Source organism: Streptomyces sp. NPDC018263, from assembly GCF_055562575.1.
In genome coordinates this window covers 125207-142212 of sequence record NZ_JBVHFA010000010.1, presented here as the reverse complement: position 1 = coordinate 142212, position 17006 = coordinate 125207, and the positions used below count along the sequence as shown (strand labels likewise).

Below are 17006 nucleotides of genomic sequence, written 5' to 3'. Positions count from 1 at the left end.
CGGCCGCAAGTGTGGCGTAGCGGAGGGTTGTTCCGGTGCGCTGACGTGTCCCCCGTAAGGGTGGTGTCAGGGAGCCTGGAGGTCCGCCAGGCTCGCGACGGCCTCGCGGTGGGCGCCCGCGCTGCCGTACGCGAGGGAGTCGGCCTTCGCCCGCTTCAGGTACAGGTGGACGGGGTGTTCCCAGGTCATGCCGAGTCCGCCGTGCAGTTGCAGCGCCTCCTCGGTGGCGTGGACGGCGACGGGAGAGGCGTAGGACTGGGCGACGGCGACGGTGAGGTCGGTGTCGTGGCCCGTGGTGAGCGCGTCGGCCGCGGCGCGGGCGGCTGCGCGGAGGTTGACCACCTCCAGCCAGAGCTGGGCGAGCCGGTGCTTGAGCGCCTGGAATCCGCCGACCGGCCGGTTGAACTGCTTGCGCTCCTTGAGGTAGCGCACGGTCTCGGTCAACGCCCAGTCGGCGACGCCCAGTTGCTCGGAGGCCAGCAGTCCCGCACCGGCCCGCAGCGCCCGCCGCACGGCGGGTTCGGCGGGGCCGAGGCGACGGCCGGGGGCGCCGTCGAGCGTGACGGTGGCGAGCGGGCGGGTGAGGTCGAGCGGGATCTGCGGGGTCACGGTGACCGCGTCGACGGCGACCGCGTACAGCTCGCCGTCGTCGGCCGGGACGAGCAGCACGTCGGCCGCGACCGCGTCCGCCACGGAGGTCAACTCGCCGTGCAGTACGCCGTTCTCGACCCGGACGGTGCGCAAGGCGGCGCCGGGCGCGGTGGTCAGGGAGACGGCGAGGGCGCCCACCGTGCGGCCGGAGGCGAGTCGCTCCAGCAGTTCGGTGTCGTCGCAGGCGAGCAGCGCCTCGGTGGCGACCACGGCACTGGTGAGGTACGGCACCGGCGCCACGGACCGCCCCAACTCCTCCAGCACGACGGCGACTTCGCGGTGCGAGGCGCCCTGGCCGCCCCGCGCCTCGGGGATCAGCAGCCCCGCCAGTCCCATGCCCTCGGCGAGCAGCTTCCACAGGGCGGGGTCGTGCGGGGTGTCCGACTCGGTGCGGGCGATCACCGCGGCGGGCCCGCAGTGGTCGGTGAGCAGGTCGCGGACGGCGGCGCGCAGCGCGTCCTCCTCCTCGGAGTACAGGAGGTCGGGCTCGGCGTTCGGCGTGCTCATCGGGCCAGGTCCTTCCAGGGGACGTCCTTGTCGGTGCGCGGTTCGGCGGGCAGGCCGAGGACGCGCTCGGCGACGATGTTCAGCAGGACCTCGCTGGTCCCGCCCTCGATGCTGTTGCCCTTGGAGCGCAGATAGCGGTACCCGGCGTCCCGCCCGGTGAAGTCGACCAGTTCGGGGCGGCGCATGGTCCAGTCGTCGTAGAGCAGCCCCTCCTCGCCCCGGAGTTCGACCTCCAGGCCGCTGATCTCCTGGTTGAGGCGGGCGAAGGCGAGCTTCATGCCGGAGCCCTCGTAGCCGGGCTGGCCGGCGTTGAGCTGCTGGCGGAGCCGTTCGGCGGTGAGCCGGGACACCTCGGCCTCGACCCAGAGCCCGAGCAGCCGCTGGTGCAGGTCGTGGGTGCGCAGTTCGGGGCGTTCGCGCCAAGTGTTGGCGACGGGGCCGATCATGCCGCCCTCGCGGGGCAGGCGCATGCCGCCGATGGAGACGCGCTCGTTCATCAGCGTGGTCTGCGCGACCCGCCAGCCGTCACCGACCTCGCCGAGGCGCCGGCTGTCGGGGATGCGGACGCCGGTGAGGAAGACCTCGTTGAACTCGGCCTCGCCGGTGATCTGGCGCAGCGGGCGGACCTCCACGCCGGGGTCGGTCATGTCGCAGATGAAGTAGGTGATGCCCGCGTGCTTGGGCGCGTCCGGGTCGGTGCGCGCGATGAGGATGGCCCAGCGGGCCAGGTGCGCGCTGGAGGTCCACACCTTCTGCCCGTCGACCACCCAGTCCTCGCCGTCCCGCACGGCACGGGTGCCGAGCGCGGCGAGGTCGGACCCGGCGCCGGGCTCGCTGAAGAGCTGGCACCACACCTCCTCGCCGGTCCACAGCGGGCGCAGGAAGCGGGCCTTCTGCTCGTCGGTGCCGTAGCGCAGCACGGTCGGGGCCGCCATGCCGAGGCCGATGCCGATGCGGCGCGGGTCGTTGTCGGGGGCGCCGGCGGCGGCCAGCTCCTCGTCCACGACGGCCTGCAGCGAGCGCGGGGCGCCGAGTCCGCCGAGACCCTCCGGGTAGTGCACCCAGGCGAGCCCGGCGTCGAAGCGGGCCCGGAGGAAGTCGAGGCGGTCGGTGGTGGCGGGCGGGTGCGCGGCGAGCAACTCATGCGTGCGGCGGCGCAGTTCACCGGCGTCGGTCATGCGGTGGCTCCGTTCTGCGGCAGGACGGCGATCCGGCCGGTGGTCACGCCGTCGGCGACCCGCTGCACGGCGTCGGCCGCCCCGGCGAGCGGTACGCGCTCGCTGACCAGCGGCTTGATCGCGCCGCGCGCGGCCAGCTCGGTCAGCTCCTCGTGGCAGCGCAGCACCAGCTTGGGACTCTTGGTGTTGTACAGGCCCCAGTGCAGGCCCAGGATCGAGTAGTTCTTCACCAGGGCATGGTTGAGCGCGGGGCTCGGGATGGTCCCGCCGGCGAAGCCGACGACCACGATCCGTCCCTCGAAGGCGACGAGCTTGGCGGACTGCGCGTACGCCTCTCCGCCGACCGGGTCGTAGATCACGTCGGCGCCCTTGCCGCCGGTGGCCTCCTTGACGGCGGCGACCACGTCCTCGGCGCGGCGGTCCACGACGACGTCGCAGCCCAGCTCGCGGGCGACGGCGGCCTTCTCCGCGCCGCCCACCACACCGATGACCCGCGCCCCGGCCGCCTTGCCGAGCTGGACGGCGGCGCTGCCGACACCGCCCGCGGCGGCGTGCACCAGCAGGGTCTCCCCCGCCTCCAGGTGCGCCCGGCGGTGCAGGCCGAACCAGCCGGTCTGGTAGCCGATGTGCAGCGCGGCGGCCTCGGCGGCGTCCAGCGCCTCGGGCGCGGGCAGCAGCGCGCGGGCGTCGGCGAGCGCGTACTCGGCGAAACCGCCGTACGGCAGCGCCGGGTTGGCGATGACGCGGCGGCCGTCCTCGGTCTCGCCGCAGATCTCCACGCCGGGCGTGAAGGGCAGCGGGGGCCGGATCTGGTACTGGCCCCGGCAGAGCAGGGCGTCCGGGAAGTTGACGTTGGCGGCACGCACGCGGAGCAGCACCTGGCCCTCACCGGGCGTGGGGGTCTCCACCTCCGCCAGGCGCATCACCTCGCGCGGCTCGCCGTTCTCGTGCACTTGCCATGCCTGCATGCCGGGCCTCCACGGGACTGCGTCGTCTGAACCGGGGTCCTGGGCATACTAAGCGGTCGCTTGCCGATCAGGGAACAGTCGCCGGGCAAGAGAACCCTCGCCGGGCAACGGAACTCCTCAGCCGTCCCCCTCGGCCCGCCGCCCCGCCCGCGCCCGCAGATGCATCCGCTCCCCCTGCGGCCCGAACAGGCTCAGGAACTCCACCGGCCCGTCCCACGCCGACCCGAACCAGTGCGGGACGCGGGTGTCGAACTCGGCGGCCTCCCCCGGCCCCAGCACCACGTCGTGGTCCCCGAGGACCAGCCTCAGACGCCCGGAGAGGACATACAGCCACTCGTACCCCTCGTGAGTGCGCGGGTCCGGCTGCCGGTCGCGGCGCGGTTCGATCACCTTGTACGCCTGGGGGCCGCCGGGGCGCCGGGTGAGGGGGTAGAAGGTGCGGCCGTCGCGCTTGACCGGCTCGGTGCGCACCCTCGGGTCACCGACCGGCGGGGCGCCGACCAGTTCGTCCAGCGGGACCCGGTGGGCCTGCGCGATGGGCAGCAGCAGCTCCAGGCTGGGGCGGCGCAGGCCGGACTCCAGCCGGGAGAGGGTGCTGACCGAGATGCCGGTGGCCTCCGACAGCGCGGCCAGCGTCACGTCCCGTTCCTTACGGATGCGGCGCAGTCTCGGGCCCACGGCGGCCAGTACCTCGTCGGTGCTCTCCGCGCCCGCGTCGCTCGTCTCACTCATGCCCGTATTGCAGATTCGGCAAGGTGGTTTGTCAATCCGGCAGGTGTGAGCAGGGCCTTCGCAGAGCACCCATGCTGCATGCTGCTCACTCGGCTCGCGGAGGTGTCGGGTCAGGTCGCCGCCACGGCGTCCCGGACCCGCAAGACGGATCTGCTCGCGGAACTCTTCCGGGACGCGGAACCCGACGACGTGCCCGTGGTCATCCCGTATCTCGCGGGACGGCTGCCGCAGGGCCGGATCGGGGTCGGCTGGAAGGTGCTCGGCCGCGAGGTGCCGCCGGCCGCCGAACCCACGCTCACCGTGCGCGGGGTGGACGCCCTGCTGACCGGGCTGGCCTCGGTCTCCGGGGCCGGTTCGCAGGCCGAGCGGGCACGGATCGTCGACGAGCTGATGGGCGCCGCCACCGAGGACGAACAGCGCTTCCTGCGCGGCCTGCTGACCGGTGAGGTCCGCCAGGGCGCCCTGGACGCGCTCGCCGTGGAGGGGCTGGCCCGCGCCACGGAGGCCGACCCGGCCACGGTACGGCGGGCGGTGATGCTGGCCGGCTCGCTCCAGACGGTCGCCCAGGCCCTGCTCGCCGAGGGACCCGCCGCGCTGGACGGGTTCCGGCTCACGGTGGGCCGCCCGGTGCTGCCGATGCTGGCCCGCAGCGCGTCCTCGGTGGCGGAGGCGGTGGAGAAACTCGGGGCGTGCGCGGTGGAGGAGAAGCTCGACGGCATCCGCGTCCAGGTGCACCGGGACGGTGACGAGGTGCGCGTCTACACCCGGACCCTGGACGACATCACCGACCGGCTGCCCGAGGTGACCTCGGCGGCGCGGGAGCTGCCGGGCGAGCGGTTCGTGCTGGACGGCGAGGTGATCTCCTTCGGGCCGGACGGGCGCCCCCGCTCCTTCCAGGAGACGGCCGGCCGGGTCGGCTCGCGGGTGGACGTGGCCCGGGCCGCCGAGGAGGTCCCCGTCTCCCCGGTGTTCTTCGACGCCCTCTCGGTGGACGGCCGCGACCTGCTGGACCTGCCCTTCGCCGAGCGGCACGCGGAGCTGGCCCGGCTGGTGCCGGAGCCGATGCGGGTGCGCCGGGCACTGGTGGCCGGGCCGGAGGACCTCGCGGCGGCCGAGGAGTTCTCGGCCGCGACCCTGGCGCGCGGGCACGAGGGCATCGTGGCCAAGGGGCTCGACGCGCCGTACAGCGCGGGCCGGCGCGGCGCGTCCTGGCTGAAGGTCAAGCCCGTGCACACTCTCGATCTGGTGGTGCTGGCCGCCGAGTGGGGCCACGGGCGCCGCACCGGCAAGCTCTCCAACCTCCACCTGGCGGCCCGCACGGCCGACGGCGGTTACGCGATGCTCGGCAAGACCTTCAAGGGCATGACGGACGCGATGCTCGCCTGGCAGACCGAACGGCTCGGCGAACTCGCGGTGGAGGAGAAGAGCTGGGGCGTGACCGTACGCCCCGAACTCGTCGTGGAGATCGCCTACGACGGGCTCCAGCGCTCCACCCGCTACCCGGCCGGGGTGACCCTGCGGTTCGCGCGGGTGATCCGCTACCGCGAGGACAAGCGGCCCGAGGACGCCGATACGGTGGAGGCCCTGCTCGCGGCCCACCCGGAGGTCCAGGCGTGACAGTGCGTGCGACGAAGCGCAGTGCGGGACTGCTGTTGTTCCGCCACACCAGCCGAGGGCTGGAGGTGTTGCTCGGCCATATGGGCGGCCCCTTCTGGGCCACGAAGGACGAGGGTGCCTGGTCGGTCCCCAAGGGCGAGTACGAGGCGGACGAACCCGCCTGGGAGGCGGCCCGCCGGGAGTTCCAGGAGGAGCTGGGCATCGCCCCGCCGGACGGCCCCGCGCTGCCGCTGGGCGAGATCGCGCAGCGCAACGGCAAGATCGTCACCGCCTGGGCGGTGGAGGCGGACCTCGACCCGGCGACGATCACGCCCGGCACCTTCACCATGGAGTGGCCGCCCCACTCGGGCCGTGTCCAGGAGTTCCCCGAGCTGGACCGGGTGGCCTGGTTCACCCCCGAGGAGGCCAGGCCGTTGATGGTCTCCGGACAGGGCACGTTTCTGGACCGTCTGGCGGAGCACTCGGGCTGAACAGGGGATCGAAGCGTTGCGGCACCGCCTGCCGCGCGCGAAGGTCGACGCACACCCCGCACCAGGAGGTTAGCCATGCCCATCGCCACGGTGAACCCGGCGAACGGCGAGACGGTCAAGACGTACGAGCCGATGGACGACGCCGAGGTGGAGCGCCGGCTCCAGCTCGCCGAGGCCACCTTCCGGACCTACCGCACGACGTCGTTCGCCGAGCGCGCCGAGCATCTGAACCGGGCCGCCGACCTGCTGGAGTCGGACAACGACGAGGTCGCCCGGATCATGACGACCGAGATGGGCAAGCCGCTCGCGCAGGCCCGCGCGGAGGCCGCCAAGTGCGTCAAGGCGATGCGCTGGTACGCCGAGCGGGCCGAGCGGCTGCTCGCCGACGAGGTGCCGGACGAGGCGGACGTGAAGGACTCCGGAGCCTCGCGGGTCCGGGTGGTCTACCGGCCGCTGGGCCCGGTGCTCGCGGTGATGCCGTGGAACTTCCCGCTCTGGCAGGTGATCCGGTTCGCCGCGCCCGCGCTGATGGCGGGCAACGTCGGCCTGCTCAAGCACGCCTCGAACGTGCCGCAGACCGCCCTGTACCTGGAGGACCTGTTCCAGCGGGCCGGGTTCCCGGTCGGCTGTTTCCAGACGCTGCTGGTCGGCTCGGCCGCCGTCGACGAGATCCTCCGGGACGAGCGGGTCAAGGCCGCCACCCTCACCGGCAGTGAACCGGCCGGGCGTGCGGTCGCCGCCACCTCCGGCGAGATGATCAAAAAGACGGTGCTGGAGCTGGGCGGGAGCGACCCCTATCTGGTGATGCCCTCCGCCGACCTCGACCGCGCGGCCCGGGTCGCGGTGACCGCGCGGGTGCAGAACAACGGGCAGTCCTGCATCGCCGCCAAGCGGTTCATCGTCCACGCGGACGTCTACGACGCGTTCCTGGAGAAGTTCGTCGCCGGGATGAAGGACCTGACCGTCGGTGACCCCATGGACGACAACACCGACATCGGGCCGCTCGCCACCGAGCAGGGCCGGGCCGACGTGGAGGAACTGGTGGACGACGCGCGCCGCAGCGGGGCCGACATCCTGTGCGGGGGCGAGCGGCCGGGCGGGGTGGGCTGGTACTACCCGCCGACCGTGATCGCGGGCGTCGAACGCGAGATGCGCATCCACCGCGAGGAGGCGTTCGGGCCGGTGGCCACGGTGTACCGGGCGGAGGACCTGGAGGACGCGATCCTCATCGCCAACGACTCGCCGTTCGGGCTGAGTTCGAGCGTGTGGACGCGGGACGAGGACGAGATGGCGCACTGCGCGCGGGACCTGGAGGCCGGGGGCGTGTTCGTCAACGGCATGACCGCCTCGCACGCCGCGTTCCCCTTCGGGGGGATCAAGCGGTCCGGGTACGGCCGGGAGCTGTCGGCGCAGGGAATCCGGGAGTTCTGCAACATCACCACCGTTTGGCAGGGAGCGTGAGGATCGCACGGATACGATCCGCTCTGTGAACGGCGAAGTGACCCTCCCTCTGATCGTGGACGAGCGTGGTGCGCTGCGGGTGTCGGCGGGCGACGTCAGCAAGTTGCTGCGCAGCGTGGGCGCGCGGTGGGTGCATCTGGTGGAGGCCGGTGAGCGGGGGCTCGACGAGGAGACCGTTGCCGAGCTGACGATCGAGTTGGCGAAGTTGGCGGACCGGATCGATGTGGCGTGCATCGCTCATAGCAGTGGGGCGCCGTAGGGGCTGGGGGTGCGTTGTGGGTGCTGCGCCGTCGTGGCTTGTCGCGCAGTTCCCCGCGCCCCTATTACAGCGGGGCTGAGCTGCGAAAACGGCCCTTCATCACTCTCTGTTCTCGCCGGTTCGGAGTAATTCGGCGCGAGATCGTCGGCCTTCCGGGTGAGTGTGGGTGGACCACCTTCTGACCGGCGGACGAAGGCCCGCCGGACGGCGAAAGCAGGGACCGCTCATGGCGACTTTGTGCAGACCCTCGGTGTCCGTGCCGGAACACGTGATCACCATGGAGGAGACCCTGGAGCTGGCCCGCACGCACCACGCGGACAACCCACAGCTCCCGCTGGCCCTCCGTCTGATCGAGAACACCGGAGTGCGCACCCGGCACATCGTGCAGCCCATCGAGGAGACCCTGAAGCACCCGGGCTTCGAACAGCGCAACAAGCTGTACGAGTCCGAGGCGAAGGCCCGGGTTCCCGCGGTGATCCAGGAGGCGCTCGACTCGGCCGAACTCCTCACCACTGACATCGATGTCATCGTCTACGTGTCGTGCACCGGCTTCATGATGCCGTCGCTCACCGCGTGGCTGATCAACGAGATGGACTTCTCCAGCACCACCCGGCAGCTCCCCATCGCCCAGTTGGGCTGTGCGGCCGGCGGTGCGGCCATCAACCGGGCGCACGACTTCTGTTCGGCCTACCCGGAGGCCAACGCCCTCATCGTGGCCTGCGAGTTCTGCTCGCTGTGCTACCAGCCCACCGACCTCGGCGTCGGCTCCCTGCTCTCCAACGGCCTGTTCGGCGACGGCATCGCGGCCGCCGTGGTGCGCGGCCGGGGCGGCACGGGTGTGCAGCTCGAACGCAACGGCTCGTACCTGATCCCGAAGACCGAGGACTGGATCTCGTACGACGTCCGGGACACCGGGTTCCACTTCCTGCTGGACAAGCGAGTGCCGACCACGATGGAGCCGCTGGCCCCGGCGCTCCAGGACCTCGCGGGCACCCACGGCTGGAACGCCTCCGACCTGGACTTCTACATCATCCACGCCGGCGGTCCCCGAATACTCGACGACCTCAGCAAGTTCCTGAAGGTCGAGCCGCACGCGTTCCGGTTCAGCCGGGCCACGCTCACCGAGTACGGCAACATCGCCAGCGCCGTCGTCCTGGACGCGCTGCGCCGGCTGTTCGACGACGGGGGTGCCGAGCACCGGGCGCGCGGGCTGCTGGCCGGGTTCGGGCCGGGCATCACCGCCGAGATGACCGTCGGCCGCTGGGTCGGCCGGGAATAGGAGGGGCGCCATGACCGACGAGACGCTCACCGACACCCTGCCTCCGATCCGGCAGTGGCCGGCCACCGACCTGGCGGGCACCGACTTCGACCCGGTGCTGACCGAGCTGATGAACGAGGGCCCGGTCACCCGCATCCAACTGCCCAACGGCGAGGGCTGGGCGTGGCTGGTCACCCGGTACGACGACGTACGCATGGTGACCAACGACCCACGCTTCGGCCGGGAAGCGGTGATGGACAAGCAGGTCACCCGGCTCGCCCCGCACTTCATCCCGGACCGGGGCGCGGTCGGCTTCCTCGACCCGCCCGACCACACCAGGCTGCGCCGCTCGGTGGCCGCCGCGTTCACCGCCAGGGGCGTGGAGCGGGTCCGGGAGCGGTCGCGGGCCATGCTGGAGGAGCTGGTGGACGAACTCCTCCAGGACGGGCCGCCGGCCGACCTGACCAGCGCGGTGCTCGGCCCGTTCCCCATCGCGGTGATCTGCGAGCTGATGGGCGTCCCGGCCGCCGACCGGCACTCCATGCACGACTGGACACAGCTCATCCTGTCCTCCGCGCACGGCAAGGAGGTCAGCGAGCGGGCCAAGCGCGAGATGAGCGCCTACTTCACCGATCTCATCGGGCACGGCGCGCGCGGCCCCGAGGGCTCGGTCTGCTCGCTGCTGAGCGAGGCCGTGGACCGGGACGAGATCACGCTGGTGGAGGCGGTCGGCCTGGCCGTGCTGCTCCAGATCGGCGGCGAGGCGGTCACCAACAACAGCGGGCAGATGTTCTATCTGCTGCTGACCCGGCCGGAGTTGGTGGAGCGGCTGCGCTCGGACCGGGAGATCCGGCCGAAGGCGATCGACGAGCTGCTGCGGTACATCCCGCACCGCAACGCGGTCGGCCTGTCCCGGATCGCCCTGGAGGACGTGGAGATCGGGGGCGTCCGTATCCGTGCGGGCGACGCGGTCTACAACTCCTACCTGGCCGCCAACCGCGACCCCGAGGTGTTCCCCGACCCGGACACCATCGACGTCGAGCGCAGCCCCAACCCGCATGTGGCGTTCGGTTTCGGCCCGCACTACTGCCCGGGCGGGATGCTCGCCCGGCTGGAGTCCGAGCTGCTGGTGGACGTCCTGCTGGACCAGGTGCCGGGGCTGAAGCTCGCGGTGCCGCCGGAGGAAGTCCCCTTCCGCAAGGGCGCGTTGATCCGGGGGCCCGAGGCCCTGCCGGTGGCCTGGTGAGCCGGTCATGACGACGACCGAGGGACTGCTCGTACCGCCGGGACACGGCCGGGTCGTGGCGACGGCCGCCCAGCGGGTCACGTTCAAGGTCACCGGCACCCACTCGCGGACGGCCTCCACCTTCGAGGTGGAGGTCCCGCCGGGCTTCGACGTGGGCGCCCATGTGCACACGCGGAGCGAGGAGCTGTTCTACGTGCTGGACGGAGAACTCGACGTCCTCGCCTTCGAGCCCCGCGTCCGCACCCCCGACAACTGGCAGAAGTGGGAGTCGAGTTCGGGCACCAGGGTGGTCCGGGCGACGCCGGGCACGGTCATCGTCGTCCCGCCCGGCTGCCCCCACGCCTTCGCCAACCCCACCGACACCCCGGCCCGCATGTTCTTCCAGGCATCGCCCCCGCCGGACCACGAACGCTACTTCGAGGAACTCCTGGAAATCCTGGACGCGGGCGGCCCCCCGGACCAGGAGGCGATAGAGGCACTCAGAAAGCGCTACGACATAGACCAACTCACACCTCTGAAACACCGGTGAGAGTTCGTACCTCAGGGGCGCGGGGCTGTGTTCATATGCGGCTCCGCCGCGCGGGCGCGACCAGCCACAACGGCCGGCCAGCCCGAGACCCACCCCCGCGCCCCCGGCGCTACCGAATAGGCACCCCGGCCAACGTACGCGCAATCACTAGCCTCTGAATCTCACTGGTCCCTTCGAAGATCGTGTAGATCGCCGCATCCCGATGCATCCGCTCCACGGGATACTCCCGCGTGTACCCGTTCCCCCCAAGAATCTGAATCGCCTGCCCGGTGACCTTCTTCGCCGTCTCGCTGGCGAACAACTTGGACATCGACCCCTCGGCCGCGGTGAACCGCTTGCCGTTGACCGCCATCCACGACGCCCGCCACACCAGCAGCCGGGCCGCGTCGATGGACGTCCGCATGTCGGCGAGCTGGAAGGCGACCCCCTGGTTGTCAACAATGGGCCGCCCGAACTGCTCACGCGTGGTGGCGTATTCGAGCGCGACCTCGTAGGCGGCACGAGCCGTGCCCACGGCCATCGCCCCCACGGCGGGCCGGGACGCCTCGAACGTGGCCATCGCCGCGTTCTTCACCCGCTCGCCCCCGCTGCGCGCCCGCTCCCGCGCCCGCGCCAGCCGCTCGTCCAGCTTGTCCTTGCCGCCGAGCAGGCAGGCCCCGGGCACACGCACGTTCTCCAGGACGACCTCGGCGGTGTGCGAGGCGCGGATGCCGTGCTTCTTGAACTTCTGGCCCTGGCTGAGACCGGGCGTGCCGGGCGGCACGATGAAGGAGGCGTGGCCCTTGGAGCCCAGCTCCGGGTCGACCACGGCGACGACGACATGGACGTTGGCGATGCCGCCGTTGGTGGCCCAGGTCTTGGTGCCGTTCAGCACCCACTCGTCCTTGGCCTCGTCGTACACCGCGCGGGTGCGCATGGAGGCCACGTCGGAGCCGGCGTCGGGCTCGGAGGAGCAGAAGGCGGCGACCTTGACGTCGTTCACATCGCCGTACATCTGGGGAATCCAGGTGCCGATCTGCTCCTCGGTGCCGTTGGCGAGGACGCCCACGGCCGCGAGGCCGGTGCCGACGATGGAGAGGGCGATGCCCGCGTCCCCCCAGAACAGCTCCTCCATGACCATCGGTATGCCGAGGCCGGTGGGGTCGAAGTACTGCTGGGCGTAGAAGTCGAGGGAGTAGACGCCGATCTTGGCGGCCTCCTGGATGACCGGCCAGGGAGTCTCCTCACGCTCGTCCCATTCGGCGGCCGCGGGCCGGATCACGTCGGCGGCGAAGCCGTGCAGCCAGTCCCGGACCTCCTTCTGTTCGTCGTTGAGCTCCATGGTGAACTCGGCCATGTCCCCTCCAGCGGCGGCGCGTACGGTGTTACTAGCGGTAACCGAAGTATGTTACCGGCGGGTAGCCGAAGTCAACTCCGGATGACGGCTCGGTATCCCGTTCGATGGCGGGCCCGCGGTGAGTGTTAGTTTGCGCAGGCGTCACCGAATCAGCACGGGTGGGGAGACCACATGGACACCACACAGCGGACCGATCAGCAGAGGTCCGCCGACCGACGACGGCGGGAACTGCTGGAAGCCGCCGACCGGGTGGTGCTGCGCGACGGCCCGCAGGCGTCGATGAACGCCATCGCCGCGGAGGCGGGCATCACCAAGCCGATCCTCTACCGCCACTTCGGCGACAAGGGCGGCCTCTACGCGGCCCTCGCCATGCGGCACACCGACGCCCTGCTGGACTCGCTGCGCGCAGCGCTGGACGCACCGTCCGACCGGCGCGAGCGGGTGGAGTCCACGCTCGACACCTACCTGGCCGCCATCGAGGCCCGGCCGCAGGTGTACCGGTTCCTGATGCACCCCTCCGAGGGCGGCCAGGGCGGTGACCACGGCTTCGACGTCGGCAAGCACAGCGCCCCGCTGCTGCGCCGGATGGGCGAGGAGCTGGCCCAGGTCATCGAGGAGCGGGTGGACCTCGGTCCGGGCAGTCAGCAGTTGGCCCGCGTCTGGGGGCACGGGATCGTCGGCATGATGCACGCCGCCGGGGACTGGTGGCTGGGCGAGCGCCCCTGCTCGCGGGCCGAACTGGTGCGCTCGCTGGCCGACTTGCTGTGGGGACGGCTCGCGGCCGCCGGGGACCGCGTGGGCGGTCCGGGCTTCTGACCCGCCCGCCTCACCGGCGCCAGGGGGCCTTGCCGATCTGGCGGTCCAGCTTGCGCCGGCGGCGGCCCGTCACGCGGTCGGCGTAGACCGTACCGGCCAGATGGTCGCACTCGTGCTGGAGGCAGCGGGCGAAGAACCCGGTGCCGTCGATCGTGACCGGCTCCCCCGTCATCGTGACGCCCTCGACCACCGCGTGGTCGTACCGCTCCGTGCCCGCCTCCAGGCCCGGCAGGGACAGGCAGCCCTCGGGGCCCAGGAACTCCAGGCCGTCGGCGGTCACCAGGCGGGGGTTGACCACATGGCCCAGGTGGCGGACCTCGTCGTCGTCCGGGCAGTCGTACACGAACACCCGCAGGTTCACGCCGATCTGGTTGGCGGCCAGGCCCACGCCCTCATGGGCGTACATGGTGGCGAACAAGTCCGCCACGAGTGCCTCGAGTTCCGGGCCGAAGTCGGTGACGTCCCCGCAGGGTGCGTGCAGCACGGGGTCGCCGAGGAGGGTGAGGGGCCGGACGCGCCCGTGGGCACCCGGTATCGAGCGGTGTCGCATGGCGGCAAGGGTACGGTTCGTTCGGCCCGCGCCGAGCGCGCGAGGGCGGGCCGGGCGGACCGGGATTCGGGTGTGCGAACGGTTCTCGATAGGCTGAGGCCCCCACCACGCTGCCGGATGGCCCCAGGCGCGGCGCGTACGCAAGGAGGATCGAGGACTGATGGCAGGCAACTCGGACCCGCTCTCGCCGCGGGCCAAGCTGGCCGTGACCGCGGGCAAGGCGGTCGCGGCGGCATCGCGCGCCGCGGGACGCGGCAGCGGGTCGGTGATCGGCGGAAAGGTCGCCCTGCGGCTCGACCCCGACCTGCTGGCCCGGCTGGCCACCCACCTGGACGTGGTCCTGGTGTCGGCGACCAACGGCAAGACCACCACCACCCGGCTGATCGCGGAGGCCCTGCGCGCCGCCGGTCCGGTGGTGTCCAACGCGCTCGGCGCCAACATGCCGGCCGGTATCACCTCCGCCCTCGCGGGCGGCTCGGACGCCAAGTTCGGTGTCATCGAGGTCGACGAGAAGTACCTGGCCGGTGTGGCACGTGACACCAGCCCGAAGTGCATCGCGCTGCTGAACCTCTCCCGCGACCAGTTGGACCGCGCGGCCGAGACCCGGATGCTCGCGGAGAACTGGCGCGAGGGCCTGTCCGGCTCCAAGGCCGTCGTCGTCGCCAACTGCGACGACCCGCTGGTGGTGTGGGCGGCCTCGTCCTCCCCGAACGTGGTCTGGGTCGCGGCCGGCCAGATGTGGAAGGACGACGCCTGGTCCTGCCCGTCCTGCGGTGGTGTGATGCAGCGCCCCGGCGACGACTGGTTCTGCGGCGAGTGCGGCTTCCGCCGTCCGACGCCGACCTGGGCGCTCTCCGGCGACCACGTCCTCGACCCGCACGGCTCGGCCTGGCCGATCCACCTCCAGTTGCCGGGCCGCGCCAACAAGGCCAACGCGGCCAGCTCGGCCGCCGTCGCCGCCGTGTTCGGGGTGCCGCCGCAGGTGGCGCTGGAGCGCATGTACCAGGTGCAGGCGGTCGCCGGACGCTACGACGTGGTCCAGTTCCACAACCGCGACCTGCGCCTGCTGCTGGCGAAGAACCCGGCCGGCTGGCTGGAGACCTTCTCCCTGATCGACCCGCCGCCCACCCCGGTGATCCTCTCCGTGAACGCGCGCGGGGCGGACGGCACCGACACCTCCTGGCTGTGGGACGTGGACTACACCCGGCTCACCGGCCACCCGATCTTCGTCATCGGTGACCGGAAGCTGGACCTCGCCGTCCGCCTGGAAGTGGCGAACCAGCACTTCCAGGTGTGCGAGAACCTCGACGAGGCCGTCGCCGCGGCCCCGCCGGGCCGTATCGAGGTCATCGCCAACTACACCGCGTTCCAGGACCTGCGCCGCCGCGTCGGCAACTGAGCCAGAAGGGCGAACACCTCCTCATGAGCGACAACCAACTGCGGCTGGTGTGGATCTATCCCGACCTGCTGAGCACCTACGGCGACCAGGGCAACGCCCTCGTCGTGGAGCGCCGGGCGCGTCAGCGCGGCCTGGACGTGGCCCGTCTCGACGTGCGCAGCGACCAGCCGATCCCCACCTCCGGCGACATCTACCTGATCGGTGGCGGTGAGGACCGTCCGCAGCGGCTGGCGGCCGAGCGGCTGCGCCGCGACGGACACCTCCAGCGTGCGGTGGAGAACGGCGCGATCGTGTTCTCCGTGTGCGCCGGCTACCAGATCCTCGGCCACGAGTTCATCAACGACCTCGGCCAGCGCGAGCCGGGCCTCGGCCTGCTCGACGTGATGTCGACGCGCGGCGAGGGCGAGCGGTGCGTGGGCGACGTGCTCGGCGACATCGACCCGCGCCTCGGTCTGCCGCCGCTGACCGGGTTCGAGAATCACCAGGGCGTCACCCATCTGGGCCCGACCGCCCGCGCCTTCGCCCAGGTCACCATGGGCCGGGGCAACGGCACCGGCGACGGCACCGAGGGCGCGTACAACGGGACCGTGTTCGGCACGTACATGCACGGCCCCGTGCTGGCCCGTAACCCGCAGATCGCGGACCTGCTGCTGAAGCTGGCGCTGGACGTGAACGCGCTGCCGCCCATCGACGACCGCTGGTACGAGGCGCTGCGCGACGAGCGCATCGCGGCGGCGCAGCAGCCGGCGTAACCGGCGCGTACAACCGCATATCGACACACCCGTCAGGCGGGCCCGTGAGCTTTCAGGGGCCCGCCTGACGTGTCGTCCGCTCACCTGTGCGGGTGCGTCCAGCAGGCGGACGCCCGCTGGGTGAGGGGCCCCTGCCGCCGGTAGTGTGGCCGGGAACCCGCCGGACAACGTGGTCCGGCCTCCCGGCCCACGTCGAGAAGGTAATTCGGGCTATGCGCATTGGTGTCCTCACCTCCGGCGGCGACTGCCCCGGCCTGAACGCCGTCATCCGGTCGGTCGTGCACCGAGCCGTCGTCGACCACGGCGACGAGGTCATCGGCTTCCGCGACGGCTGGAAGGGCCTGCTGGAGTGCGACTGGTTGAAGCTCGACCTGGACGCCGTCAGCGGCATCCTGGCGCGCGGCGGCACGATCCTCGGCTCCTCCCGCGTCCGTCCCGAGCACTTGCGCGGCGGGGTGGAGCGGGTCAAGGGCCATGTCGAGGAACTCGGGCTGGACGCGATCATCCCGATCGGCGGTGAGGGCACGCTGAAGGCGGCCCGGCTGCTGTCGGACAGCGGGCTGCCCATCGTGGGCGTGCCCAAGACCATCGACAACGACATCTCGGCGACCGACGTCACCTTCGGCTTCGACACGGCCGTCGGCGTCGCCACCGAGGCGCTGGACCGGCTGAAGACCACCGCCGAGTCCCACCAGCGGGTGCTGATCGTGGAGGTCATGGGCCGCCACACCGGCTGGATAGCGCTGAACTCGGGCACGGCGGCCGGCGCGCACGCCATCGTGGTCCCGGAACGGCCCTTCGACATCGACGAGTTGACCCGCCGTGTCGGTGCCAGGTTCGAGGCGGGCAAGCGGTTCGCCATCGTGGTGGCCGCCGAGGGCGCCAAGCCGCGGGCCGGTTCCATGGAGTTCGACGAGGGCGGCCGGGACATCTACGGCCACGAGCGCTTCGCCGGGATCGCCCGCCAGCTCTCCGTCGAGCTGGAGCAGCGGCTCGGCAAGGAGGCCCGGCCGGTGATCCTCGGCCATGTGCAGCGCGGTGGCACCCCGACGGCGTACGACAGGGTGCTGGCCACCCGGTTCGGCTGGCACGCGGTGGAGGCGGTGCACCGGGAGGAGTTCGGCCGGATGACCGCGCTGCGCGGTACAGACATCGTGATGGTGCCGCTGGCCGACGCGGTCAGCACCCTCAAGACGGTTCCGGCGGAGCGGTACGCCGAGGCGGAGTGCGTGCTGTAGGGGCGCGCGGGGCCGGGCGGACCCCGCTCACGGACGGGC

At 71.9% G+C, this 17006-nt stretch carries 17 protein-coding genes; 11 read left to right on the top strand and 6 right to left on the bottom strand.

Going from position 1 to position 17006, the window contains the following annotated elements; genetic code table 11:
• Positions 1–66 precede the first annotated feature (66 nt).
• From ACZ3HQ_RS27700 to ACZ3HQ_RS27685, 4 genes are all read right to left on the bottom strand, one after another.
• Entirely contained in the window at positions 67–1158 is a 1092-nt protein-coding gene (locus ACZ3HQ_RS27700; protein ID WP_467515005.1) for an acyl-CoA dehydrogenase family protein, read from the bottom strand.
• Entirely contained in the window at positions 1155–2336 is a 1182-nt protein-coding gene (locus tag ACZ3HQ_RS27695; protein WP_467515003.1) for an acyl-CoA dehydrogenase family protein, read from the bottom strand. The genes ACZ3HQ_RS27700 and ACZ3HQ_RS27695 overlap by 4 nt, the downstream gene beginning before the upstream one ends.
• Positions 2333–3304, bottom strand: coding sequence for an NADPH:quinone oxidoreductase family protein (locus ACZ3HQ_RS27690; RefSeq protein WP_467515002.1), 972 nt, complete (start codon positions 3302–3304; stop codon positions 2333–2335). Before ACZ3HQ_RS27690 ends, ACZ3HQ_RS27695 begins: the two co-directional genes overlap by 4 nt.
• 117 nt (positions 3305–3421) lie before the next feature.
• Entirely contained in the window at positions 3422–4036 is a 615-nt protein-coding gene (locus tag ACZ3HQ_RS27685; RefSeq protein WP_467515000.1) for a helix-turn-helix domain-containing protein, read from the bottom strand.
• A 78-nt stretch (positions 4037–4114) separates the two neighbouring features.
• Between ACZ3HQ_RS27685 and ACZ3HQ_RS27680 the strand changes: the two genes are divergently transcribed.
• The 7 genes from ACZ3HQ_RS27680 (at position 4115) to ACZ3HQ_RS27650 (ending at position 10876) form a co-directional block, all read left to right on the top strand.
• A complete protein-coding gene (locus tag ACZ3HQ_RS27680) occupies positions 4115–5653 on the top strand; it encodes an ATP-dependent DNA ligase (RefSeq protein WP_467514998.1) in 1539 nt (512 codons plus the stop codon).
• Positions 5650–6123, top strand: coding sequence for an NUDIX hydrolase (locus ACZ3HQ_RS27675; RefSeq protein ID WP_467514996.1), 474 nt, complete (start codon positions 5650–5652; stop codon positions 6121–6123). Before ACZ3HQ_RS27680 ends, ACZ3HQ_RS27675 begins: the two co-directional genes overlap by 4 nt.
• A 75-nt stretch (positions 6124–6198) precedes the next feature.
• Complete coding sequence (locus ACZ3HQ_RS27670) at positions 6199–7584, top strand: NADP-dependent succinic semialdehyde dehydrogenase (RefSeq protein ID WP_467514995.1); 1386 nt, start codon at positions 6199–6201, stop codon at positions 7582–7584.
• Positions 7585–7609: 25 nt separating this feature from the next.
• On the top strand, positions 7610–7843 hold the full coding sequence (locus ACZ3HQ_RS27665; protein WP_030809089.1) for a DUF6213 family protein: 234 nt from the start codon (positions 7610–7612) through the stop codon (positions 7841–7843).
• A gap of 226 nt (positions 7844–8069) precedes the next feature.
• Positions 8070–9122 (top strand): type III polyketide synthase, encoded by a 1053-nt coding sequence (locus tag ACZ3HQ_RS27660; protein ID WP_467514994.1) that lies wholly within the window; start codon positions 8070–8072, stop codon positions 9120–9122.
• 10 nt (positions 9123–9132) lie between these two features.
• Positions 9133–10347, top strand: a complete 1215-nt coding sequence (locus tag ACZ3HQ_RS27655; RefSeq protein WP_467514992.1) for a cytochrome P450 — start codon at positions 9133–9135, stop codon at positions 10345–10347.
• A 7-nt stretch (positions 10348–10354) separates the two neighbouring features.
• The gene (locus ACZ3HQ_RS27650) at positions 10355–10876 is read left to right on the top strand and encodes a cupin domain-containing protein (protein ID WP_467514990.1); all 522 of its coding nucleotides are present in this window, start codon (positions 10355–10357) and stop codon (positions 10874–10876) included.
• A gap of 109 nt (positions 10877–10985) precedes the next feature.
• On the opposite strand, the gene ACZ3HQ_RS27645 is transcribed toward ACZ3HQ_RS27650, so the two are convergent.
• Positions 10986–12212: an acyl-CoA dehydrogenase family protein gene (locus ACZ3HQ_RS27645; protein WP_467514988.1), complete on the bottom strand. Its 1227-nt coding sequence runs from the start codon at positions 12210–12212 to the stop codon at positions 10986–10988.
• 171 nt (positions 12213–12383) lie between these two features.
• Here ACZ3HQ_RS27645 and ACZ3HQ_RS27640 point away from each other — a divergent pair, with 171 nt between their 5' ends.
• Complete coding sequence (locus ACZ3HQ_RS27640; protein WP_356427004.1) at positions 12384–13028, top strand: TetR/AcrR family transcriptional regulator; 645 nt, start codon at positions 12384–12386, stop codon at positions 13026–13028.
• 10 nt (positions 13029–13038) lie between these two features.
• Here ACZ3HQ_RS27640 and def read toward each other — a convergent pair whose 3' ends face one another.
• A complete protein-coding gene (def, locus tag ACZ3HQ_RS27635) occupies positions 13039–13578 on the bottom strand; it encodes a peptide deformylase (RefSeq protein WP_467514986.1) in 540 nt (179 codons plus the stop codon).
• A gap of 160 nt (positions 13579–13738) precedes the next feature.
• Here def and ACZ3HQ_RS27630 point away from each other — a divergent pair, with 160 nt between their 5' ends.
• The 3 genes from ACZ3HQ_RS27630 to ACZ3HQ_RS27620 all read left to right on the top strand — a co-directional run bounded on the left by ACZ3HQ_RS27630 (position 13739) and on the right by ACZ3HQ_RS27620 (position 16967).
• On the top strand, positions 13739–14977 hold the full coding sequence (locus ACZ3HQ_RS27630) for a DUF1727 domain-containing protein (protein WP_467514985.1): 1239 nt from the start codon (positions 13739–13741) through the stop codon (positions 14975–14977).
• Positions 14978–15000: 23 nt separating this feature from the next.
• Positions 15001–15729 carry a type 1 glutamine amidotransferase gene (locus ACZ3HQ_RS27625; protein ID WP_030809066.1) on the top strand — a complete coding sequence of 243 codons (729 nt, stop codon included), beginning with the start codon at positions 15001–15003 and terminating at the stop codon, positions 15727–15729.
• Positions 15730–15941: 212 nt separating this feature from the next.
• Positions 15942–16967 (top strand): 6-phosphofructokinase, encoded by a 1026-nt coding sequence (locus ACZ3HQ_RS27620; protein ID WP_467514984.1) that lies wholly within the window; start codon positions 15942–15944, stop codon positions 16965–16967.
• Positions 16968–17006 lie beyond the last annotated feature (39 nt).

What these genes read in the sequence shown, in the direction of transcription:
- ACZ3HQ_RS27695 (WP_467515003.1), bottom strand. Translation starts at nt 2,336, where the DNA reads ATGACCGACGCCGGTGAACTGCGCCGCCGCACGCATGAGTTGCTCGCC.
- ACZ3HQ_RS27660 (WP_467514994.1), top strand. Translation starts at nt 8,070, where the DNA reads ATGGCGACTTTGTGCAGACCCTCGGTGTCCGTGCCGGAACACGTGATC.
- ACZ3HQ_RS27685 (WP_467515000.1), bottom strand. Translation starts at nt 4,036, where the DNA reads ATGAGTGAGACGAGCGACGCGGGCGCGGAGAGCACCGACGAGGTACTG.
- ACZ3HQ_RS27645 (WP_467514988.1), bottom strand. Translation starts at nt 12,212, where the DNA reads ATGGCCGAGTTCACCATGGAGCTCAACGACGAACAGAAGGAGGTCCGG.
- ACZ3HQ_RS27670 (WP_467514995.1), top strand. Translation starts at nt 6,199, where the DNA reads ATGCCCATCGCCACGGTGAACCCGGCGAACGGCGAGACGGTCAAGACG.
- ACZ3HQ_RS27640 (WP_356427004.1), top strand. Translation starts at nt 12,384, where the DNA reads ATGGACACCACACAGCGGACCGATCAGCAGAGGTCCGCCGACCGACGA.
- ACZ3HQ_RS27620 (WP_467514984.1), top strand. Translation starts at nt 15,942, where the DNA reads ATGCGCATTGGTGTCCTCACCTCCGGCGGCGACTGCCCCGGCCTGAAC.
- ACZ3HQ_RS27655 (WP_467514992.1), top strand. Translation starts at nt 9,133, where the DNA reads ATGACCGACGAGACGCTCACCGACACCCTGCCTCCGATCCGGCAGTGG.
- ACZ3HQ_RS27690 (WP_467515002.1), bottom strand. Translation starts at nt 3,304, where the DNA reads ATGCAGGCATGGCAAGTGCACGAGAACGGCGAGCCGCGCGAGGTGATG.
- ACZ3HQ_RS27630 (WP_467514985.1), top strand. Translation starts at nt 13,739, where the DNA reads ATGGCAGGCAACTCGGACCCGCTCTCGCCGCGGGCCAAGCTGGCCGTG.
- ACZ3HQ_RS27700 (WP_467515005.1), bottom strand. Translation starts at nt 1,158, where the DNA reads ATGAGCACGCCGAACGCCGAGCCCGACCTCCTGTACTCCGAGGAGGAG.
- def (WP_467514986.1), bottom strand. Translation starts at nt 13,578, where the DNA reads ATGCGACACCGCTCGATACCGGGTGCCCACGGGCGCGTCCGGCCCCTC.
- ACZ3HQ_RS27680 (WP_467514998.1), top strand. Translation starts at nt 4,115, where the DNA reads ATGCTGCTCACTCGGCTCGCGGAGGTGTCGGGTCAGGTCGCCGCCACG.
- ACZ3HQ_RS27650 (WP_467514990.1), top strand. Translation starts at nt 10,355, where the DNA reads ATGACGACGACCGAGGGACTGCTCGTACCGCCGGGACACGGCCGGGTC.
- ACZ3HQ_RS27625 (WP_030809066.1), top strand. Translation starts at nt 15,001, where the DNA reads ATGAGCGACAACCAACTGCGGCTGGTGTGGATCTATCCCGACCTGCTG.